We start from the raw sequence: 21,900 nt of genomic DNA on the forward strand, positions 1-21,900 counted from the left end.
CGAGCCATAAATGATCATGACAACCCTCGACCCCGTCACGGCCCGGGGTCCACCACACCACCACCGGAAGTGCGCCAGAGCCGATCTTGAAACAGTCCCTCGACACCCGCGTTGGTGCGTTCCAGCCGCCCAGACAGACCGGTTTGAGCAACGTCATCTGTTCGGTGGCGCGGTCAGCGGCGTTGGCTCACTGACTTCCTGGTGTGGGCAACTCCGCATCCAGCGATTTGCCTTTCGCGGTGAAGCCGAATGAGGAGCGCAACGCCATGTTTTCCTCGTCGGCATTCACAGGCTGGTTGCGGTCGGGTGGAAGCCGAATCTCACCGGGGCTGGTGCGCCACGACACGGGATGCTCGCCGGCACGGCAACCGGCGGGATCACTGCCCAGCAGGCGATCCAGCCTCGCGCGGAACGCCGGCAGGTAGCGGAGGTGGTAGTCGCCTGCCATCAGCGGTGTGGATCTGGGGTCGTGGTGGGTGTCGTAGTAGACCCACACCATGACCGCGAGGTCGTGGGCAAGGCCGGGGTGCAGCTCCCAGCAGTCGGGAATGCGTTCGCCACTGGACACCGCGTGCACCAGGTTGTAGTCGGCCACCCACCGCCACACGGTCCGTCGCAGCGCTGCAGCCTCCTCGTCCGACAGGGCGGCCCACGTCCACGGGGTGCGTCGCACAGCGGCGGGTTCGGCGTCCAGCAGGGCCAGCAACACCGCCACGTCCTGCTCGGCAGACGGTTCGAGGGCCGTCGAGGCGGGATTCGTCGGGTGGCCGGTCACGGCTGGGTGCCTCCGGGTCGGTTGAAGGTGGCTCGTGCGTCGGCGGCGTCCATGGCTGCTCGGGCGCGGCTGTGTTCACGGCTGCGTGCTTCGCGCACGATCGCGTCGACGGCGTCGACCTCGCGCTGGATGCGGCGGCGCAGCCGGCGGCGTTGGTGGATCGTGGGTGCGGAGGCGATGAACAGGCCGCTGCCGCGTGGGGCGATGACGGCGCGGCCGTCGGCCAGGCGCTGCTGCTCGGAGACCGGCAGGCTGTCCACGCGGGTGACCTGGTCGCCGCCCCGTTCTCGGGCTCGTTCGACGAGGGCTGCGTTGCCCGCTCGGGTGGCCAGTTCGGGGGCGACGGTCATGTCCAGTCCGCCGACGACGGTGACGCCGGCCGAGGCGCGCAGGCCGTCGGCTTGGGGGCCGTAGAGTTCGTCTTCCTGGCTGCTGCTCTGCACCGAGTAGAGGTAGTGGATGCCGTGTTTGCGCATGGTGTTGCCGACGTAGGGCAGGTTGGGCACCACGACGCTGTGCCGCAACTCGTCCAGCACCGCGACGAACGGCACGGGCAACCGGCCTCCGGGATGGGCGAGTGCGGTGGTGCGGGCGGCGATGAACATCTCCGCGGTGAACAACGACAGCAGCGGGCGTACGCGGTGGACGCGGTCGGGGTCGGCCAGCACGTAGACGGTGCCACCGTCACGAACGAACTCCACCATGTTGAACGACCGGTCCGGGTGCACGTCGCAGAACTGGCGACCGTCGCGGCTGATGAGTGCGTTGATGGTCAGCGCGAGGTAGCGCTCGACGCCGGAGGTGGTGCGGTCGGATCGGGTGCTCAGGTGGGTGGTGAGCGCGAGCAGGGCGGTGCGGTCGGTGTGCGGGTGTTCGGCGAGCACGCGGCGTGGGGTGGTGTGCTGGGTGTCGGAGAGCCACTGGGTGATCTCGTCGAGGCCGTAGCCGCCCAGTGCCGCCGCGTACAGCCAGGCGGCCAGGACCTCGGCGGCGGAGTTGCGGAAGAACACGTCGTCCTCGCTGCCGCGCCGCTGTGTGCCCGCGGTGTCGGAGCCTGCGACCAGGGCGTGGGCCCGTCGGGTGGCCACGGCGAAGTCGCCGCACCCGTCGATGGGGTTCCAGCGCACCTGCGGGAAGCCTGCGGTGAACCGGTTGGCCGGGTCGGAGAAGTCCACCGCGGCGACCGGGTACTCGCGGATCCGGCGGTGGCGGGGCAGCCATCGCAACGGTGCCCGCACGGGGTGTGCGGGGCGGTGCTGTCGGGCGAGCACGGTGTGGGTGAACACCGCCGGTTCGATGCTGAGCACCATCGCCGGACCGGGCAGGTCGCGGATGACGGGGATGAGCAGGCGCAGGGTTTTACCCCAGCCGGTGCGGCCGAGGATGCGGATGTTGTGCTCGAAGTGCGCCCACAGCGGCACCCACGGCGCCCACGGCCGCAGAGGGTGTCCCAGGCGGTAGCCGAACGCGGCGGTGGGCATGGTCAGCCGGGTCCACCACCGGCTTCGCGGCCACGTCACCCGCCCCTTGCCGCGGGCCTCCCGGCGGCCGAGGGCGCGCCGGACTTCGCGGGTGCTGGCCAGTCCTTCACGGCGGTACCCGGCCACGGGGGCGACCACGAACGCCAGCCACGTCGCCCACAGCGGCACAGCGGCCGTCGCCGACCACAGCGGGCGCACCGGCCACTGGACGGTCACCGGCCACCGTGCCCCGTCCTCCGGGGAAGCGGCCGGGTCCGGCTCGGCAACGGTGGTGGTCGGGGACGAGGACCGGTAGGTCGGCAGCCCCGGCAGCCCGCCGTCACCGTGGACCGGTGAGTGCAGCTGGAGCCGGGGTGGGCGCCAGCCTTGCCCGTCGAGCAGGGCGAGCAGCCCCGCGGCCAGCCACACGGTCAGGATCGCGCCGGCCAGGGCGAGCAGCAGGCCAGCGGCACGGCGTCGGCGCTGCTCCAGTGTCGTGCGGTGCCGTCGCAGGATCACCATGCGCGCACCACCGTGGAGTCGAATCCCGCGCGGGTGCGCACGAGGCCGGCCTTGACGACGTCGCCGCTCCGGGGTGCTTCGACCATGTAGTGCACGCCCTGGAGCGCGCCGAGGTAGAGCGCGACGTGGGTGGCCGGGCGTCCCCAGAACAGCAGGTCTCCGGGCTGGGCCTGCTTCCACGGCAGCGAGCGGCCGAACCGCTGCTGGTCCTGCGAGACACGCGGCAGGGTGATGCCGGCCTGGGCGAAGGCGTAGACCATCAGCCCGGAGCAGTCGAACCCCACTGTCGCGTAGTCGCCGTGGGCGTCGGCCACCCCGCCGTCGCGGATGCCGATGGTGGGGCCGCCCGAGTTGCCACCGCCCCAGGAGTAGCGGGTGCCCAGGTAGCTCAACGCCGCGGCCACCACCGTGGTGGCCTGTTCGTGGGGCATCGTCAGCGTGCCGAGGATCCCGGCCTCGGGTGGCAGGGTGATCGTGGTGCCGCCGACCAGCACGCGGATCGGTCCGGACCCGCCGCCCGGGGTGCACGCGATGCCACCGGCACCGTCGGTGGCGCCCTGGGCGGGGACGCCGTCGTAGAGCTGGGCGGCCAGCGCGGTGGCCCACCGGTCCCAGCGGGCGTACCAGGAGGCTCCGGCACCGGATGCCTGCACGGTCTGCGCCGCCTCGGCCGGCGCCACCGCCGGGTCGTCATAGTCCGGAACCCGCGTGAGCAGCTGCTCGTAGAACGCCCTGGCGGTGTCGGCCGGATCGGTTCGGTTGACGCCTGCGTACAGCTCGCCCTGCTGCTGGAACAGCCCGAGGCTGCGCCCGGAGACCGCGTTCGGGTCGAGGGTGGATTCCTGCATGGCCGTGGCCAGGGCGATCGCGGTGCCGCGCCGCGTCACCCCGAGTCCTTTGCCGACGGCGACGACGGTGCGCGCGACGGCCATCTGGTCGGCGGTCAGCGTGGCTTCCACCTGCTCGCCCGGCACGGTCGCCCGCTCGCCTTGCCCGTCGGCGGTCGGGGTGGTGACCGTGCAGCCGCCGCGCGGCGGGGCCGCTGTTGCCTCCTGCGCACCGGTGCTGAGCAGTGCGACCAACAGAAGCAGGCTGACCAGGGCGGCTGCGCCGCCGAGAAGGTGCTTGACCATCGTTCTCAGCCACCGACCGCGGCCAGGTCGACCCGCCAGGTGCCGTCGGGCCGGCGCAGCATGACCCGGGTAGAGGAGACCGGCTCGACGTAGCGGGCCCCTGCTGCGGTGGTGACCACCCGGTCGGCGGTAACCCGCACCACGACCCGCTCCGGGGTGCGGGGTGCGCTCGGTACGACCTGGGCGACGGGCGCGGAGCACCTGCCGGTCTCTCCGGCGGCGGTGGCCTGTTCCCAGTTTCGCGCGGCGCGCTCGTCGCCGGCGGGGTCGAACAGCGACCAGGCGGCGTCGGTCATCGCCGGCTGTGCTCGCCGTTCGGCGTCGCCGAGCTGGTCCTCGCTGGCGGTGAACGGGCACCACCGGGCCAGCCAGGCACCCGCCGCGTCCTGCGGATCGGACAGTTCCCGGCGTGCGGGTGGGCCCGGTGGGGCGGTGACGACGGCAATCGTCGCCGGGTCCGTCGCGGTCCGGGGCCGGGCTTGTGCGGGTGCGACGCCCGAGGGCGGGATGGGCGGTTGCTCCGGCAACGACCACGCGGACGACGAGACGGCGACGGAAGGCAGAACCATCGACGCCGTCGAGGTGGTGGGCGCGACCTCGGTGGGCGCCGGTTCGCCACGCTGCTCACCCGACGGCTCACGGGTTGCGCCTGGCCCGTCGCCCATCGACCAGGCCACGGCCACCACCGCGGCGACCACTGCGACCACTGCGGCGAGGGCCGCGATGTTCCGGCTGGTCGGCACGGGTCGCCACGGCGCGCGAACGGCATCACCACCGTGGTCGTGGCCGTGGGTGAACCGGCGGTGCAGCTCGACGCGCCGTTGCGCGCCGAGCTCGCGCACCTCGCGCCGCCGCTGCGCTCGGGCGCGGGCACCGGTACCCCACGGCCACCACCCGGGACGGGGGCCGAGCAGGTCGCGTCCCCACAGCGCGCGGCGCACCTGTCGTGCGACCTGCGCCGGACGATCGGCGTCGTCATCGAGCCGGTCGCCGGCGGGGAGGACCGGCGCGGTCTCCTCCGGCTCGGAGCCGTCGCGCGCCGGGTCGGGATGTGCCATCGGTGCTGCTCTCCTCTCACCGGTCAGCCGGTGTCGGTGTCGTCGCGTCGGTGTCCGGGCGCGCGACGCGGTCGTTGCGGTCGGGCCGCATCCGCACCGCCCTGCCTGACCTTCCGGGGCGGGCGTGGGCGTCCGGTGCTGATCTGGTGAACACCACGACGACTGCGGGCAGGGGGCGGTGGGGTCTTGTCCGGCGGTGCGAGCCCGCGTCCACCGGGTGGGACGACCCAGACTCGGCGCGTGTCGCCGGCGGCCTGCTCGGTGCCGGTTCCGCCGGGCGGTGCGACCCAGAGGCGTGGGCCGACCGCGGTGGCTCGTTCGGCGTCGAACGTCGCGCCCGATCGTGCTTCCGGGTCGGGACGTGGGCCCGGCTTCGGCCGCACCGCCAGGCCGGGGCCGGAGGTGATCGCGGTGTCCGGACCGGTTCCGTGCGGGCGCGCTCGTCGTCCTCCCGGAGGACCCTGTGTGTAGGGCTGCACCGCGGTGGACGGAACGAGTCGGGTGGCGGTCGCCTCCACCGGTCCGCAGTCGATGTCCGCGGCCTTGCCCGCCTGGGACTTGAACTGGTTGCCGACCGTGCGGGTCGCGGCTGTGGCCAGGCCGACTCCGCCGATCGCCGCTCCACCGGCGACTCGTGCCGCGCCGGCGGCGGCACGGGCGACGCCGCTGGCCGCCTTGACCGCCGTGCGCGCCACCGACCGGGCGATCAGCGCCGTACCGACGCCCATCGTGCGGGCGCCTTCGCCGCCGGTCAGCGAGTCCGCCCAGGACTGCATCTGCACCGCCGAGGTCATCAGGGCGATGTTGAGCACGGTGACGATGAAGAACCCGTGTTGGCCGACGAGCGTGACGATGATCGTGGAGGTGACGGTCACGCCGGAGACCGTGGTGGTGATGGTCAGCGCTTGGAGGCTGCGGCCGACGGTGTAGACGAGGTAGCGGGTGCCGGTCGCGCGCGGCCAGCCCGGTATCGGCCACAGCGTGAGGAACACCAGCCCGGCGACCAGGGCGAGCAGCAGCCCGACCGAGGCGTTGAGTCCGGCGATGACCAGGCGGATCAGCAGCAGCGCCAGCGGCAGCACCAGCAGGGCGAGCAGCAGCACGACGCCCAGCCGGGCCGGGTCCTGTCCGCGGATGTAGTCGCCGTAGGGACCGAACTCCTCGACCGCGCCCTGCCGGTCGAGGATCTCCATCCACCGCTTCCACGTGTCGTCGTTCGCCAGCGCGTGGTGACCGGCCTTGCCGCACACCTCCAGGGAGTTGAAGTGCGCCAGGCACCAGGGGGTGGCACCGAAGTTGGACCACATGCCGTCGACGAGCCGACGCGTGCCCGCGTGCGGACTGCCGTCGGCGATCGACGGAGCGGGGAACCCGGTGGGGTTGGTCGTGGCGGCCACGAACTGGGTCGATCCGGCGATGACGCCGTCGGCGATCTGCTGCCGCGCGCCGTCCACGGTGGTCATCACGGTGGAGGGGCCGGAGGCGAACAACATCGCGGTGGCCGCGGTGGCGACGACCCAGCCCAGGTCGGTGGCGAAGCCACGACCTTCGCCACGCCACCGGGCGTAGGTCATGACCGCGCCGATCGCGACGGTGGCCGTGATCAGCGGCCAGAACACGTGATGGGCAACCGAGTTCACCGCCTGGTCGATCCTGTCGCTGGACTCGGCGTAGACGGTGAGGTTGAGCAGCCACTCCAGCAGGGTCAGCGCGCCCTCCAGCACGCCGAGCACGAGCCACATCAGCAGCAGCGCGATCACACCCATGATCTGGTACACCGGCAACGCGACATCGAGCCAACCCGACGCCGAGTCGTCCGGCTTGACGGTGATGCCGTAGTCGGAGAACGAGTACGTCTCGAACAACGTCTTCGGGCCACTGCCGGCCAGGTCCGGGCCGGTGATCACGTCGTCGGCCACCGCACCGCGCGCATGCCCTGCGACGAGCAGCCCCACCAGCCAGGCCAGGGTTATCATCCGCTCCGGCCGGTTCCACAGCCATCGCAGCGGACGCGGGGCACGCTCACGCACCAGCACCACCAACAGCAGCGCCCACCGGCCCGTGTCGCGCACGAAGTCGACGAGTCGAGCGGGCGGGACCTGGCTGCTCATCGCGCCTCCGCAGGCGTAGGCGTCGTCGAGTCGACCGGCCACCGGTCCCCGATCAGAGCGAGGCCGACCGTGACCTGCTGGAACACCTCGTCGTGCGCCCGAACCGCGATTACCGCGACCGCGGACTCCGCGGACCTGCTCGCGCCGAGCACCCGGACCTCCGGTCGTGGCCGGTGCCCGGTGGGCAGGCAGCGCGCGTGACGGCCGAGCCGGGCGCGCCACCGCTGTGTCGCGAGCAGGCTCGCCGGCGCGGTCACAGACACCGCCGTCGTGAACCAGCCGACGCGCCGTCCGAGGGTCGATGCGCGGGGAGACGCGACGGCGATCACCGGGCACGCTCCGGCTCGTCGACCCGGCGGTCCTCGATGCCGTGCCGGGTAATGGCCTGATCGGGCGCTATGTCGCCGGCCGGTGTTTCGTCCCCGCGGTTGTCGCGGGGGTCGGTGTCCGCCGGATCGGTGTCGGTGTCGTAGGCGTAGAGGTCGGCGGAGTCCTCGGCCGCGTCGGTGGACAGGGTCTCGGCGATCCACTCGGTCAGCCGGTCGAAGGCCACCAGCCCGAGCCGGTTGTGCCGGTCGCGCATCACGCACTCGCCCGGTCCCACCATGCCCTGCGCCTGTCGCAGGCGTGGGCCCGCGTCGGGCCGGTGCAGCAGCACCGCCTGGGCCTGCTGTTCCTCTCGCCCCAACGCCTCGAACGCCGCCGACATGACCAGCTGCTCGACCAGGCCCTCGATGGCGGCCATCTCGACCGCGGACTGGGAGTCCAGCAGAAGGTAGGTCTTGAGGGCGCGGCCGGTGCGGGCCAGCCACTGCACCAGCGAGCGGCCTTCCGGGTAGGCGGTGATGCGGTGCAGCTCGGTCAACGCGACCAGCTTGATCAGCTCGCGCACGTGGCGTGACTGCATCAGCGCGTAGGCGGTGGAGGTCCGGAAGGTGGTCATCGCGCAGCGCTGGGGAACCGTCCACTGCTCCGCCACGCTGCCGGGCTGGGGCAGGCCCAGGCCGTCCAGGCGCAGGTAGACCAGTCCGCGGCCGGACAGCATGGGTGCGGCGCCGTCCACCGGTGTGCCCAGTACGGCGCGCACGTCGGATTGCCGGGAGCGCACCGAGAGCGTCTCCCCCAGCGTCCGTGCCGCCTGTGTGGTCGGGGTCTCGCCGGGGGTGGCGACGAGTTCGCCGATCACGGCGGTGGCCGACCACATCTCCCGAGGCCGGGCCAGGACCCGGTCGATCGCGGCCTCCAGCACCGCCTCGGTGCCGCGCCGGTCGTCCCCGCTGAGGACGCCGAGCAGGGCGTCGAGGGTCAGGGTGCGGGCCTCGTCGGCGCCGGGCGCCCACCGCATCGGGTCCATCGACCCTGCCGCCTGCGGAGCGGTGACGTCGACGACCTGCGCCGGAACACCCAGGACGCGGTCGGCGACCTCCACGATCCCGGCCAGGTCGCCCTTGGGGTCGGCCAGCAGGCACCAGGCGCCTTCGGCCAGCGCGGCGAGCACCGTGAGCATCACCGCGGTGCTCTTGCCCGATCCGGAGCGGCCGGTGAACGACATCGTCGTCGGCATCCGCCGGTCGTCGGTGGTGCGGGAGACCAGGTGCAGCCGCACCGGGCCCGGCGTCGCACCGAGGTTGCCGCCGATGTAGGGGCCGCGGGTGTCCCCCACCGCCGAGCCGCCGTGGAACCACGAGCCGGCCAGGGTGCGCATCGGCTGCACCTGCCCGAACTCAGGCACCCGCACCCGGTCACCCGGCAGCAGCTCCTTCCACAGCAGGTCCTGGATGTTCGGTGCCTGCTCCAGCGCGACGATGCCGGTGTAGCGGCGGCGCAGCGCCTCGACGCGGTCGGTCAACTCCTCCACCGTCGCGGCGTGCACCACCCACCGCGGATGCGAGGTCGCCAGCACATCGACGCGCCGCCGCACCTCCCGGTCACGTTCGGCCAGCGCGAGTTCGGCCTCGTCGATCTCCTCCGGCGGGGAGGCGCCCGCCTCACCGGCCTCCAGCGACTGCGACCTGGTCCACTTGCGGCCGGTGCGCAGCAGCGCCAGCGAAGCGGTGCGGCCGTGGTTGACCCCGCGCACCGACGCCTCCACATCCGTCAGCTCGGTCAGCAGTGCCAGCCACTCCCCGCCGGGGATCTCCAACTCCTCGGCCGGGAACCCGTTCGTGGCGGGAACGAGGATCGCCACGTGCCGAACGGCGCCGGTGGTCGCGTCCCGCGTGGTGAGGTAGCGGCCGTCGGGGCTGGGTGTGACGTCGCCGTGCATGAGCGACACCAGCCGCGCGCCGGACAACTCGCCGTCACCGACGGAGGTGAGGTCGGCGGTGCGGCGCAGCTCGCGGGCGTAGGCCCACGCGATCGTCGCGGCGGGAGCCGGGACTCCCCGCAGAGGGCTGTCCCGTACCTGGCCGAACCAACGTCGTATGGCCGGTTCCAGTTCGTCGACGCGGTCGTGGGCGTCGCGCAGCACCGCCGCGCGGGAACGCAGCTGCACGGAGACGGCCTGTCGGCGCTGCTCCCACGGCGAGGCGATATCACGGGTGGGCCAGCGCACCCCCAACAGCACGATGCGGCGGCGGAAGTGGCCGACCTCGCTGTTGCGGGCGATGCGGTGCGCGCCCAGCTCGATGTAGTAGTCCGCGCCCGGCGCACGCACCCCGGGCGTCGAGGCCCAGCTGTCCCGGTAGTCCTCGGGCGAGTACCTCGCCCACACGACCTTCACGTGGTACTCGGCGTCGACCGGCAGCAGCGTGTGCATCGCGGCGGCCGTGGCCCAGGTCGCGGCCTCCAGCTCGCCGTCCTCCATCAGCTCGGTGGAGCCGTCCGGGATCCGCGCCCACGTCCACACCGCGTCGTCGGTGACCTCGACGCCGTCCTGGATCAGCAACGGCGCGGCGGGCGGATCGGTGATCCGGCGCGATGCCTGTGCCTTGCGTGTCACCACGCACCACCTTCCCGATCAGGGTTGGGAGCGGACGTGACGAGGCGGGCGGTGACCAGCAGGCGAACAGGCCGTGACCGGTGGCTGTCGAGCTCCAGCAGCGGATTGCCGATCGGCCGTCGGCGCGCCGGCGCGTGGAACAGCAGCCGGTCGCGCCAGGCCGCGAGCACCATCCGGCCGGTGTCGTCGCGTCGGGTGCCGTAGAGCACGAACACCACCGGCGGCACCAGGAACAGCAGCGGGGACAGGCGGTGCAGGATCGGCATTCCCAGCAACAGAAGCATCGCCCACCACAGCGCGGTACTCGTGGCTCCGATCAGCAGGACGCGCCGTTCCACGCCACGTCCCAGCGAGCGGCCGAACAGCTCGTACTGGCGGGTCTGGAGTTTGAGGTGGACGGTGTCGGTGGGCAGTCTCATACCGTGCCGCCCACGATGGACTGGATGACGCCCTTGAGGATGTTCTCGGCGGTGTCGGGGAAGAACACGAACACGCCGCAGCCCAGGGCGGCGATGATCTGGGCGACCATCTTGCCGGGCTGGTCCTCCATGTAGGACCAGAAGGCCCGCACCCCGAGCACGATCATCAGCAGCACGCCCAGCAGCGCGAAGATCGCGTTCTTGATGCCGTCGAGGTTGACCTGCTGCAACGGTTGGGTCTGCGCCAGCTCGGTCAGAATGGTCGTCAGGGTGGTCATCACGGTGTTTTCCCGGTGTCGATGTCGATGCCCGCCAGCAGCCAGCGGTCCTCCTGGCGGTGCAGGCCCACGCGGTAGGTGCAGGTCAGTTGCCCGGCGTTCTCGGCGATCCGCCACACCACGCTCGCCACCCCCGCGCGCTGCCCCGGAGGCGCGCCGGGTTGCGACTGCACGCCGCGCCACTGCCGCAGCTCGACGAGCACGGCCGCGTTCCGGAGGGAGGTGATCCGTGCTCGCGGGGCTCGCACGAAGTCCAGCTCGCCGGTGGCCAGCGCCTCGAAGAAGCTCCGCACCGCCTGCCGGGTGTCGCGGGTGAACCGGTCGTCGTTCACCGCCTCCACCGCGGGCACGGGTTCGGGCAGTGTGGTGCCGGGGTCGCCGACCAGCGCGGGAGGCGCGGTCAGCAGCACGTGGTCGCCATGCCGTGCGAGGGGAACCGCGAGGACCAGCCAGCGTGCCGGAAGCGCCCGCCACCCGGGCGCGTCCGCCGATGTGGGCTGTGCGGCCGGGACGCCGGGTTCGTCAGCACGCGACGAGCTGTCGGATCCTTCCCCGGGTGGCTGCGTTGACGGGTTCTGCGATCCCGACTGCTCGTCCGGGGTGTAGGGCACGACCCGCACCCGCACGGTCACCACGGCCTGGTCGACGCCCCGCCGAGTGCGTCCCAGCACGGCGGTGCTGTCGGCGGACTGGCGGCCCTGCCCGTCCCACCCGTCGACCTCGCGGTCGGGCACCGCCCACCGCCGCAGCACCTGCCCGCGGCGCTCCCGATTCCGGGCATCCCAGGACAGGTAGTCCACCGCCACACCCTCGGCGACCCCGTCGAACACCTCGTCGGCGATCCCCGGCGCCGGGGGCGACGTCGACGGACGCAGGAAACCCAGCACGGTGACGGTCACGTCGACCGCGCCCAGGACCGTCAGCACGACGATCGCGCCCACCACGACCAGGCGACGCGCTCGTGTCCACCACGGTTCACGGACACCGTCGACCACGTCGAAAGCCGACTGCCGCCCGGAAGCCCGCCGCGGCGGCACGGCACCGACGGGAAGTACCGGCTCCTGCTGCTGCGGCGCCGGGTGGGGTGGCCTCCACAGCGCGGCGCCACCGGGTACCACGCCCGGTGTTCCCGGATGTCCGGGTGCCGGAGGCGTCCACGTCGCCGGTCGGGGTCGGGAGCCGCGCGCGGGCACCGGCCGACCGGTGCCCACGCGTCCCGGTCCGTCGTCCACGGCGGGAACAGCACCATTCGCCCGCACGGCCGTGCCGGCGCGGCGAGCACGCCAGCGGGCGCGGACCTCGCGGTGGTTTCTGCCGGCCATCAGCCGCCACAGCAGATCACCGGACATGATCCGCTCCCCGGACGGCCGACAGTCTCGCGAAAAAAGCACGCATAAAGCTCCCCGTGGACACCGCCTCATGACGTCGCTACGACTTGGACGTACGGCGATACCGGAACCATAACCCTCCATCCGCCCAGGGAGGGAATTTTTCCCGCAGATCGGAAAATGAGGCTTTCATTATTCGAAAACTGTGATCTGCGCACCCGAATTCATGCAGTGGGTGCTGCGACGTGCCATGATGGCCTGGTGCGCGACCGAGAGCGCACTGTCGAGAAATGACCGGTCGGTAAGCCGTCGAGCCGTGGGGGCGTAGACGGCTTACCGACCGTTCGCGTAGTCGATGATTCCATGTGCCGAAAAAAGGGAAGAGGAAGGACGTACGTCGATTTCCGCATGAGCGCGTCGACACCGTCTGTCGACGGGTCGTGCGGAAAGGCCGACTACTCGGCCGGATCGTGCCGTTCGAGGGTGCTGTGGGTGGTGATGGCGATCAGGCGATCGCCGATCCGGTAGCGGCCGCCGACCTGTTGGACGGCGCCGCTGCGCTCCAGGACCCGCACGAGGCGGTGGACCGTGCTCAACGGCAGGCCGCTCAGTTCGCCGATCCGCGCCAACGTCGTCGGCGCCGGTTGCGGGGCGACGGCCTCCAGCACGCGCAGGCAGCGCTCCAGGTAGGAATCGCGGTCCAACGTCACGGGACGGCCTGCACGTACTGCGGCATCGTCGCGGGCGCGCGGCGCAGCAGCGGCCACCAGTAGGTCGTCTCGGACACCACCGCGACCGGTCGCCCCGCCAGCAGCAGGCGGGCCTGGGAGTGCAGCGCCGGCGCATCGGCACGCACCGGCCCGGCGGTGCGCACCGTGAACTGGGTGGCGCGCCGTACCGCTGCTCCGAGCAACTCGCCCAGCGGGACACTGCCCTCTCGCAGCACCTCGCGCTCGTCGATTCCCAGTCCCAGGGCCGGCTCGTACACCAGCGCTGTCACCGCGGCCAGGCGCACGGTCGGGTCGCCGACGGCGGGCACGAGGTGGCCCTCGCGCACGAGCACGCGGGTACCGGGCGGGACATCGAGCAGCCTGGCTTCCAATTCGTCCACCTCGCGGCGCGTGTCGGGTGCCCGCGCTGCCCTGCGCACGGCGATGCCGGTCCACCAGGACAGGGCGGCGGTGTAGGTGGGGGCGACGTTGATCATCCGCTTGAGTCGCGCCGCTCTGTCCACCAGGTCTTCGCCGCCGGTCTGGTGAAGGTCGGCTCCCATGACCCCGGTGTCGATCGTGGCTGTGTCCGCCGCGTGCTCGGTGTCGGCGCGCGTGTCGATGTCGATGAGGAACACGGTGTTGCTCCTTCCTGGGGGGTCGGCGCTGGCAGAGGTACGGCCCGCTGTCCGGGGAAGTGAAGGTGGGCTGCGTGCCGAGGGGTGGCCACCCGGTGATCGGGCCTCCGACGAGGATGGCGACCGGCACGCCGGCCGGCATCGGCCGGGGACTGCGGCGTGGCAGCCTGCCGTGCCTCGCCGGGCGCGATCCGGCGCGACCGGTCGCCGTCCTCGATGACCCCGGCCTTCTCCCTCGTGGCAGGTGGAGTGGGCGGAGCACGCCGCGCGTCCTCGACGGCGTCGGCGCGCTCCACCCACGACGGGGGTTGATCCGGTGCGGACCGGGTCGGTGTGCAACTCGGGCGTAGGACCGGGTCACCGCAGCAGCACCGCCGTTCCGGTGGGTACCTCGCCCAGTGCGTCGCGGACGGCGTCGGGGGTGGTCACGCAGCCGGTGCCGTCGGCCGCGCCGAGTCCGGATCGGGCGGGCAGGCCGGGCACCGACACCCCGCCCGGCCGGCCGGAGCACAGCCGCGCCGGGTCCACCGCGACCGGCCACACCAGCCGCAGCAGCCAGTTCGCGTGCAGGGTCCGATTGCCGACGGCCACGAAACTTCGTCGACCCGGCGCCTCGGCCTGTGTGGTGGCGGCGTGTGCGGCGGTGGGGATGGTTCCGGTGCGGCCCAGTTCGGCCAGGACCACGACCGTTCCCGTGGTGGTGTCGATCTCGATCCGCCGGTCGGTGTCGGCCAGCCGCACCTCGGGTCGGAGGTGGATCCAGCCCGCCGCGGCGGTGCCGTCGGCGTGCGGGCGGGTCGGCAGCAGCACCAGTACCCAGCCCGGCCACCGGGCCACGACCGGCACCCAGGTCGGTGAGAGCAGCTGGTACGGCGGCAGCACCGCCACCGGCGGCCCGCCGGGGTCGGCGTAGACCACGGTGTCGCGGGTGGGGTGCAGCACCGTGGTGCCCGGTTCGCTCCCGGGCGCGGGATCGGTGATCGCCTGCCCGGGGGCTGCGCCGACCACCGCGACCGGCAGCGCCGCGAGCTGCTCGGACGACACCGGATGCGGGGTGACCGCGGCCGGGTCCGCTTCGGCGGACACCGGCTCGGGCGTCGACGAGGTCGCGGTGACCGTGACTGTCGTCGACGCCGTGACCGTCCGCCCGACCCGCGGCCCGGCGGTGATGTCCTCCCGCAGCAGCACCGTCGCGACCAGCGTCGCCACCACGATCAGGCCCATGCCCTGCGCCGCCACGCGCAGGGTGCCGTCGGTGCGTGTTCGGCGACGCCGCCCGCGGGCACGCGGCCCGCCGGCGGTCGGGGCGGGCATCGGTCGGGTCTGCCCGGCAGCCGTGTCCTCCGGCACCGAGGTGTCCGAGCCGGTCACGGCGCGACGGCGGCAACGGCGTCGCCGACGGTCCGGGCGATCGTGCAGGTGTCGACGGAGGGGAACCTCCCGTTGGTGACGGTGATGCCTGCCACGCCGTCGGCCAGAGCGAGGATCGCGGTGCAGGTGGGGTCACCGCTGGAGGCGTTGGTGCCGGGCTTGACCAGCCCCGGTTTGTCGCCGAACTGCGCCGGGTGGGCGTTGGGGTGCTCGGCGGGGTTGGCGCTCATCCCGTCGTCTGCCTTCGCCCAGGCGACCACGGTGATGAACCGGGCTCCGACCGCGGCCTGCCCGCCCGGCTTGAGCACGGCCGGCTCGCTGTGGTCGTAGCGGCAGGCGGTGCTGTAGATGTCGTTGTCTCCGGGCGGGCGCAGGCGCGGTGCGCTCGGTTTGGCCGGCCGCACCGGTGCCGGGAACGCCTCCCAGCCCAGCCTGCACGGGTCGAACGGCGCGCCCACGGCCGCCGCGTCGACCTTCGGGTCCAGGTCGCCCAGCACGATGCGCGCACCGTCGCCGGGGGCGGTGGACGGGATCGGCGTTGCGGTCGACGGCACGCCGAGGGCGGCGGCCTGCGCGGCGCCCAGCAGCAGCGCGCACGCACCGGCCAGCATCGCGGCCGGGCGCACCAGCTTGCTGAAGTCGGTCATGACGTGGTCTCCCCGAATCGTGATCACCGTGATGGGAACAGGGTTGTGAGCAGGTCGCCGACAGCCGTGTCGCGCATGTCCAGGCGGGTGCGGTCCACCGGGGTGCTGTCCGGTTTGCCGCGCGGCTGGCGCAGCAGGACCTGCACCTGCATCACCCCGGGCTTGTCCGGTGCCCCGACGGCGACGACGAGGTCTTCGGTGTCGGCGCCCTTGCCGTCGGACTCCCGTGGCACGCCGGTGCGCATCGCCGGTGCGCCGGCGATGGTCAGCTCGGACACCGAGGAGGCTAACCGCGGGTCGTTGCGGAACCTGGTGAGGTACTCCGAGAGCGGGTACCGGGCGTTGACGCCCACGCGGATGGCGAGTTGGTCGTCGGCCGACCACATCGCGCAGCCGGTCCCGGCCTCGATGTACCGGTAGTGGCCCGGTCCGAGATGGGTGTCGAGTTGCTGCCCGGTCAGCGCCGAGCACAGCATCTGCGCGGCGGTGGCCGGGTTGTTTTTGACGGTGGTCAGCAACTGCTGTCCGGTGGCCGGGGTGGTGCGGGTCCACTGCGTGCACTGCTCGGGCTTGGAGCTGCGCCCGCACGCGCCCTGGCCCGAGTCGGAGTTCCGCCCGTCGGTCGCGGTACTGCCTGCCGAGGTCTGGACGGTGGTGCTGCCCGACACGCCATCGGCGGGGCCGGGGTTTCCGGCGATCGTCGTGGTGCACGCCACGCTCAGCGCTCCCGCCGCCAGGACCGGGGCGGTGATCGTGCGCCTCATCGCCTGCCGACCTTCTCCAGGACCTTTTCCGCGGCGGCCTGGGCGGCCTCGCAGGTGCCGGCCCGCACGCGGATCTGCTGGAGCGAGGCCAACGTGTCCTCGGAGTGCCCGTTGACCACCACCTCGGTTTCCGGTTCCCACACCACGTAGGCCAGGCAGCCGGTGGCCCGCTCGGTGAGCACCGCCCGGTGACCGCTGACCGTGAGTTCCCGCGCTCCGATCCTGGTCAGTGAGGCGGGGTCCTCGTCCATGATCAGCGCAACCTCGATGTCGATGCGCTCTTTCGACGGCGTCGCCGACGCCGGAACCGCCGAGCAGGCGAACACGCTCGTGGGAGAGAGCCGCGCACCAGGGCCGACGTCGTCGAGCACCGCGGAGGCAGCGACACACGGGTCGACGTCGGCCAGCGACAGGCGCGGACTGGTCTGGCCGAGGTCGCGCCCGGGCGGGTCGTTCCAGACTTCGCCGAGCTTGCCGACGTACTCGCGCAGCACGTCACAGGGCTTCTTCGTCGCGCCGCTGTAGGTGCCGGTGCGCACCTCGACGGCGTGGTTGTCGTCCAGCGGCTTGGACAGCGTGCAGCCGCGCTCGTCCTCCCTGGTGAACACCGCCATCCCGCCCACGGTTTCCGGAGCCGCCTCGTGGCGCAGCTGCGGCGGGAACAGGGCGCCGACCTCCAGGAAGACGGTCCAGGTCGACTCGAACTCGCTCTTGTGCAGTCGCAGGGTGCACCCGTTGAGCCCGTCCTGGTCCGGGGTGATCTCGTCTCCCTTGTCGCCGGTGACGGCCGTGGCCGCCCCGACGTCGTGCAGGGCGCACGCGTCGATCGCACGGAACGCGGCGTGTGCCTTGGCGGTCTCGCGGTCGCGTTCCGGGATCGCCTGTTCGATGCCGGACGCGGCGGGCGCCTGGCCGGTGCCGCGAGGCTGCGCGGTGTCGGCGGGCGGCGGCGTGCCGCCACCCGAGGTACAGGCCGAGAGCAGCAGCGCTGCTCCCAGCAGCGGCGGCAGCACGACCGAAAGCCTTCGATACATGATCATCTCTCCCGTGGTCGGGCATGGATGGCGTGGCGGCCGCGCCGCCCCGCACAGGTAGCGCGTGGGCGGGGCGACGCGAGCCGCGAACGGGCCGGTCCCGGATGGACCGACGGGTCCTGGGCCGTCATCGGCCGGGGTGGAGGTGGGCAGGCCGGACACCGTCGACGACGCGTCGGTGTGAACCGGTTCTCCCCCAGGCCAATGCGGCCGATCAGCACACCCTGCCGCGGCCGGTTGACCGACCGCGGACGTGCAGCGGTGGGGTGGGACAGGGCCGGTGCGCCGGACGCCCCCGCAGCGGCGGTGCACCTGGGTTCACGCAACAAGCGCTTCGTGGCCGGTGAACCGTCAGCAGCCGCGGCCGTTGTAGTAGGCGTAGGTGATCATTCCGCCCTGGAGGGCCGGGTGGGAGGAGAGCAGGGTCTTGCCGGGCCACACGCAGATCGAGCGGGTGGCGCCCATGCCCCACCAGAACTCGACGTTGATCGAGATCCTCCCGGAGCCGCAGTGGACGTAGTGCGAGTTCACATTGGGCGCATACCAGCCGCACGCCTGGGCCTGGATCTGCGAGCCGGTGTCGTTCGGGTAGGCCACGTTCCGGCTTCCGGCGTCCGGCACCGCGTAGGGCGCCTGCCAGGCATCGGGCTGCGCGGCCCGCACCTGGATCCGGGAGTCCGGGTTGCCCGCGCCGGTGGAGGTGGAGGTGGGCCCGTAGGGGCCGCCCATGGCCACCTGCGCCGAGGCACTTCCCGCAGTGATGATCGGCGACAGGGCGAGCATGAGGCCGAACGCGCCGAGCAGGCGCAGGATGAATGTGCGTGTCATCGGTGTCCTGACTCTTGAGTGGAATGGTGTGCCGCGCCGTCGCCGTGCCCCAGGGGGTCGGGTCTGAGCGATCGGCGCGGCACCCCCGCCGGTCGGGAGTGACCGGCAGCCTGTGCTCACCTGCCCTCGGGCAGTGAGGCTCCGGTGGGCGCGGTGCGCGACACCGGTGGTCGATGGATGCGCGGCATGGAGTGGAGCCGCACGCGGGGGTTGATTTCCGCCGAGGGTTCAGGGACCGACGGAGCGAAGTCGGTCGGCCCAGAAAGCACGTCCCGGGCCGCAGGAGGTTGCTCCGACGGGTGGGATGTGTCCGGTGGTCTCGATGTGCTGCCGTCTTGGCAGTTGCCCTGCGCGGGCCTGTCGTTCACCGTCTCGCGCCGGTGTTCCGGTGAGCTGGAAACGCTGGCCGCTGGGCAGGCGCAGCACCACGCAACCGGGTTGCCGGCCGATCCACTCGACCTGTCCGGCCACGGTGATCAGCGGTCCCCGGACCTCCGGCGGCGGAACGCTCACCGAGGTCATCCCCGAGGGCTTACCGGTCCCGGACGAGCGGGAGTTGACATCGTCCCCGGGAGTCGAGGTCGTGATCGGGTCGAGTGCGTCGATGCCGGCCGGAGGGTGGGTGGCGCAGGCCGCGAGTACCACGAGGCCACCCGAGAGCCCCAGCCAGGTCCGGCCTCGTCGGTGTGCCGTCATCGCCGTGTGTCCTCGTCCGTCGACGCCTCCGCGATGGAACCGGTCGACGCCGCCGGCCGGACGTGACCGCGTGACCGCCACAGCACCGCCGCGTGGACCGCCCCGGCCGCCGCGATCAACGAGTTGGGCCATGCCATCCGCGGCGCGAGGTCGTCGAGGACGGCGTGCGCGGTGTCGGCGTCGAACCCCCGACCCAGCAGCCACACCTGCGACGGCAGACCCGCTCCTCGCAGTACGGCGTAGATCTCCTCGGTGGCGGGCAGGTAGCCCAGTACCCACCGGCCGCAGCGGTCGGGCTGGAGGGGCGCGGACAGGTCGTCGTCGTCACCGTCACGGCGCCAGGCCCAGCCCCACTCCTCCACTCCCGCCGTGGTGAAGACACCGAGTCCGGTGGTCGTGGCCCGGCGGGCGTCGACGGTGAGGAAGAGGGTTTCGTCGTCGAAGACGGTGACCTGTGCCGGTACCGCCGGTGAAAGTCGCCAGCCCTGTGCCGCAGCGTGCAGTGCACCATCCGGCGCGTCGAGATCGACAACGAACCGACGGAGGTCGTCGATCAAAGCCCGTGCCTGGTCCAGGCGTCGCACGGCCTCGCCGTGCAAGCGCACCGCATCCTCCAGGGCGCGGCTGTCAGGTGTGGTGGTCGATCGGGTCGCCACGAGGCGCCGTTCCGCGGAGTCGACGTGCTCCAGCGCGTCGGCGGCATCGGCTCGCAGTGCCGCGTCCATCATCAGCAGGTCGTCGGCCGCCTCGGCGGTCAACCGCAGCGCCTTCTCCCCCAGCAGGTGTTGCGTCAACGTCGGCGGCACCGCGTCGGCTCGGTGGCCCAGTAGTACGAGTAGCTGCCCGTCGACGGTGTGGCGCCATCGTGCCCGGCGTGTCTTCATCGGTTCCCCCCTACAGGTCACTGGTTTCAGGCCGCGCCCGACTGCCTCGACAAGTCCCCACATCGACCAGTCCCCGGCCTTGGACGGATTTGCCCCGGATTCCGCAAGCAGTCCATCCCGAACGCACACCCTGGACTGTCGCGACCTCCATCGACCGCCCGAGCCACCTTGCGGATTCATCAACCACAGCGGGTGTCACTGCCAGACAAACAATGGCATATGTCCACCCACCACGTCACCAGGAAAGCCGAAAAAAGGATAAACAAGTCTTCTATCTGCGCAAACACAGAAGCCGGACGGGCGGCAGAATTTCATTGCGCGAAATTGTTCCATTCACCGACAGGTCGACTTTCACCAATCGGAAGACCCACGTGCCGCCATCGACTGGACCATTTTCCACCGGTTGAAATGGTTTCAACGATCTCCCGCGAGAGCTACTGTTCCCCGGACATGACTGGCAACGCACCTGACTGATCGCTGTTTCATGGAGAAAATCCGGAGGAGACACACCATGTATGTGCGCACCGCGACGACTGGACCTCCACGTCACCAGGTCCACACGCCATGGCAGGTGGGGCCACCGTCAAGCGGTTCTTCTCGTCCGCCGGGTGCACCGCCGGGACGGGCGGCGTCGAGGTGGTCCGCGGCCGTCACGGTGGCTGCGACCGGACGAGGTGGGGCATGACCGACATCGACCGCCGTGCCGTGGCGAGTCGGGTGATCCGGCTGCTGGGTGGCACGCTGCTGATGGGCGTGGCCATCGCCGCGTTGGTCCGCGCACAGCTGGGTCTGCTACCGCTGGATGTGCTGCACCTGGCTGTCAGCCAACACACCGGCTGGACCCTCGGCGGCGCCTTCATCGCCGTCCAGGCGACGCTGCTGATGACCTGTCTACCGCTGCGCATTCGTCCCGGAACAGGGACTGTCGCCGCTGCCGCGATCCCCGCGCTGGCATGCGACGTCGTACTGGCGTCGATGCCGGCACCCCAGAACCTGGCGTGGAAGCTGCTGTTGTTCGTGACAGGAGGAGTGCTGTTCGCCGTTGGTGTTGCCCTCTACCTCAGTGCGCAGATGGGGACGCTTCCACGCGACAGCCTGATGCTGGAGCTGCACCGCCGCCACCCGCGGCTACAACCGGCGCCGATCCGGGTCGTCGCGGACGCCACCTGCCTTCTGACCGGCTGGCTGCTCCTGGGACCGATCACCGCGGTCGTTGACGGCACCGTGGGACCGGCGACGCTGCTGCTGGCAGCCTTGCTCGGGCCGGGCATCGCGTTCCTTGTCCGCCGGATCAAGCGGTATCCCACCTGCTCCCCGCACCATCGCGCATCGAGCTGAAGCCGATCCCCGGATCCGCGAGACCGCAAGATCCAAACACGAACTGCGCCACGCGCATCCCCCGGTTCCAACGACGCCTGACGGAGGTCGAGGTCGAGGACGCCACGCCCACCCCAGGCGCTGACAACCCATCACGTACTTCCGCGCCCGCAAGGCTCCGCCGCCCGGATGCGCCGGAAGCTTACTTGCGGGACGGTCCCGCCGGGTGCAGGAACACCACGGCAGGCCTGGACCCGGACTCTTCTGCGGAAGGCCGAGCCGTGCACGACATCCTGCCGTACCAGCGCCACCGGGCGGTGAGCCCGTGAGCATCGAAGCGATCAACTGGGCGCTGAACACCGCCCCGATCCCCACCGACCGCAAGGACGCGGCCGCGCTGACGATCACGCTGATCGCGCTCGCCAACCACGCGGGCCCCGACGGGTCGGAGGCGTTCCCGTCGGTCGACCGGATGATGCGCTATACCCGGCTGTCACGGCGTACCGTGCAGCGCGCGCTGCGGTCGCTGGAGGAGTTGGGGCTGATCAAGCCGGGCCGTACCCACTACCGCGACGCCCAGATCGAACGCGCCGACCTGCGCCCTCAGGTCTACGACCTCGTCCTGTCGGCGGGGTTGTCCACAGGCACGGGTACGAGGCGTCAGGACGATGTCCCGCCGGCCCCGACGGGGCGTCAGGAGAACGCGAACGGGGCGTCAGCAGCGACGCGACGGGGCGTCAGCATGACGCCCGAAACATCCCTGAACCAAAAGATCAACCGTCCTGCGCCGAGCGCACCCCCGGCAGGACGCTCGGCGGTCTCGGCGGAGTGCGGCGCCTGCGACGCCCGTACCGGTGACCCGATCAGCGCCCGGGTGGTGTGGCTGGACGAGGACCGCACCCGGTCCACACCATGTCCGCGCTGCGCCCCGGCCCGGAGGGGAGGTGCCCGGTGAGCAAGACCAAGCGCGCCGCGCACCTCACCCC

The 21,900-nt window shown here is 71.9% G+C and carries 19 protein-coding genes; 2 read left to right on the forward strand and 17 right to left on the reverse strand.

The features are described 5' to 3' along the window. Window positions 1–187: 187 nt before the first annotated feature. The 17 genes from Q5530_RS06170 to Q5530_RS06250 all read right to left on the reverse strand — a co-directional run bounded on the left by Q5530_RS06170 (window position 188) and on the right by Q5530_RS06250 (window position 19,519). Window positions 188–775 (reverse strand): hypothetical protein, encoded by a 588-nt coding sequence (locus Q5530_RS06170; protein WP_415361226.1) that lies wholly within the window; start codon window positions 773–775, stop codon window positions 188–190. After that, on the reverse strand, window positions 772–2,757 hold the full coding sequence (locus tag Q5530_RS06175; RefSeq protein WP_415361227.1) for a type IV secretory system conjugative DNA transfer family protein: 1,986 nt from the start codon (window positions 2,755–2,757) through the stop codon (window positions 772–774). The genes Q5530_RS06170 and Q5530_RS06175 overlap by 4 nt, the downstream gene beginning before the upstream one ends. Continuing rightward, window positions 2,751–3,839 carry a C40 family peptidase gene (locus Q5530_RS06180; RefSeq protein ID WP_415361228.1) on the reverse strand — a complete coding sequence of 363 codons (1,089 nt, stop codon included), beginning with the start codon at window positions 3,837–3,839 and terminating at the stop codon, window positions 2,751–2,753. The genes Q5530_RS06175 and Q5530_RS06180 overlap by 7 nt, the downstream gene beginning before the upstream one ends. A 56-nt stretch (window positions 3,840–3,895) precedes the next feature. Next, a complete protein-coding gene (locus tag Q5530_RS06185; protein WP_415361229.1) occupies window positions 3,896–4,948 on the reverse strand; it encodes a hypothetical protein in 1,053 nt (350 codons plus the stop codon). A gap of 23 nt (window positions 4,949–4,971) precedes the next feature. Then, window positions 4,972–7,059, reverse strand: a complete 2,088-nt coding sequence (locus Q5530_RS06190; RefSeq protein ID WP_415361230.1) for a hypothetical protein — start codon at window positions 7,057–7,059, stop codon at window positions 4,972–4,974. 325 nt (window positions 7,060–7,384) lie between these two features. Continuing rightward, window positions 7,385–10,000, reverse strand: a complete 2,616-nt coding sequence (locus Q5530_RS06195) for an ATP-binding protein (RefSeq protein ID WP_415361231.1) — start codon at window positions 9,998–10,000, stop codon at window positions 7,385–7,387. Next, the gene (locus Q5530_RS06200) at window positions 9,997–10,419 is read right to left on the reverse strand and encodes a hypothetical protein (RefSeq protein WP_415361232.1); all 423 of its coding nucleotides are present in this window, start codon (window positions 10,417–10,419) and stop codon (window positions 9,997–9,999) included. The genes Q5530_RS06195 and Q5530_RS06200 overlap by 4 nt, the downstream gene beginning before the upstream one ends. Further along, window positions 10,416–10,697, reverse strand: coding sequence for a hypothetical protein (locus Q5530_RS06205; RefSeq protein WP_415361233.1), 282 nt, complete (start codon window positions 10,695–10,697; stop codon window positions 10,416–10,418). The genes Q5530_RS06200 and Q5530_RS06205 overlap by 4 nt, the downstream gene beginning before the upstream one ends. Next, window positions 10,697–11,638, reverse strand: a complete 942-nt coding sequence (locus tag Q5530_RS06210; protein ID WP_415361234.1) for a hypothetical protein — start codon at window positions 11,636–11,638, stop codon at window positions 10,697–10,699. The genes Q5530_RS06205 and Q5530_RS06210 overlap by 1 nt, the downstream gene beginning before the upstream one ends. Before the next feature lie 842 nt (window positions 11,639–12,480). Continuing rightward, on the reverse strand, window positions 12,481–12,735 hold the full coding sequence (locus Q5530_RS06215) for a helix-turn-helix domain-containing protein (protein ID WP_415361235.1): 255 nt from the start codon (window positions 12,733–12,735) through the stop codon (window positions 12,481–12,483). Continuing rightward, window positions 12,732–13,373 carry a hypothetical protein gene (locus Q5530_RS06220; RefSeq protein ID WP_415361236.1) on the reverse strand — a complete coding sequence of 214 codons (642 nt, stop codon included), beginning with the start codon at window positions 13,371–13,373 and terminating at the stop codon, window positions 12,732–12,734. The genes Q5530_RS06215 and Q5530_RS06220 overlap by 4 nt, the downstream gene beginning before the upstream one ends. Before the next feature lie 357 nt (window positions 13,374–13,730). Further along, entirely contained in the window at window positions 13,731–14,744 is a 1,014-nt protein-coding gene (locus tag Q5530_RS06225; RefSeq protein ID WP_415361238.1) for a hypothetical protein, read from the reverse strand. Next, the gene (locus tag Q5530_RS06230; protein ID WP_415361239.1) at window positions 14,741–15,391 is read right to left on the reverse strand and encodes a hypothetical protein; all 651 of its coding nucleotides are present in this window, start codon (window positions 15,389–15,391) and stop codon (window positions 14,741–14,743) included. Before Q5530_RS06230 ends, Q5530_RS06225 begins: the two co-directional genes overlap by 4 nt. Window positions 15,392–15,414: 23 nt before the next feature. Next, window positions 15,415–16,155 carry a hypothetical protein gene (locus Q5530_RS06235; protein ID WP_415361240.1) on the reverse strand — a complete coding sequence of 247 codons (741 nt, stop codon included), beginning with the start codon at window positions 16,153–16,155 and terminating at the stop codon, window positions 15,415–15,417. Next, on the reverse strand, window positions 16,152–17,189 hold the full coding sequence (locus tag Q5530_RS06240) for a hypothetical protein (protein WP_415361241.1): 1,038 nt from the start codon (window positions 17,187–17,189) through the stop codon (window positions 16,152–16,154). The genes Q5530_RS06235 and Q5530_RS06240 overlap by 4 nt, the downstream gene beginning before the upstream one ends. Window positions 17,190–17,540: 351 nt before the next feature. Beyond that, window positions 17,541–18,017 (reverse strand): DUF6355 family natural product biosynthesis protein, encoded by a 477-nt coding sequence (locus tag Q5530_RS06245; protein ID WP_415361242.1) that lies wholly within the window; start codon window positions 18,015–18,017, stop codon window positions 17,541–17,543. Window positions 18,018–18,709: 692 nt separating this feature from the next. Next, on the reverse strand, window positions 18,710–19,519 hold the full coding sequence (locus Q5530_RS06250) for a hypothetical protein (protein WP_415361243.1): 810 nt from the start codon (window positions 19,517–19,519) through the stop codon (window positions 18,710–18,712). A gap of 759 nt (window positions 19,520–20,278) precedes the next feature. Between Q5530_RS06250 and Q5530_RS06255 the strand changes: the two genes are divergently transcribed. Both Q5530_RS06255 and Q5530_RS06260 read left to right on the forward strand, forming a co-directional pair. Further along, entirely contained in the window at window positions 20,279–20,935 is a 657-nt protein-coding gene (locus tag Q5530_RS06255) for a YczE/YyaS/YitT family protein (RefSeq protein WP_415361244.1), read from the forward strand. A 304-nt stretch (window positions 20,936–21,239) separates the two neighbouring features. Further along, on the forward strand, window positions 21,240–21,869 hold the full coding sequence (locus Q5530_RS06260) for a helix-turn-helix domain-containing protein (protein ID WP_415361245.1): 630 nt from the start codon (window positions 21,240–21,242) through the stop codon (window positions 21,867–21,869). The last annotated feature ends 31 nt before the right edge of the window (window positions 21,870–21,900 follow it).

This window comes from Saccharothrix sp. BKS2, assembly GCF_047689505.1.
Taxonomy (GTDB): Bacteria; Actinomycetota; Actinomycetes; order Mycobacteriales; family Pseudonocardiaceae; genus Actinosynnema; species Actinosynnema lopnurensis.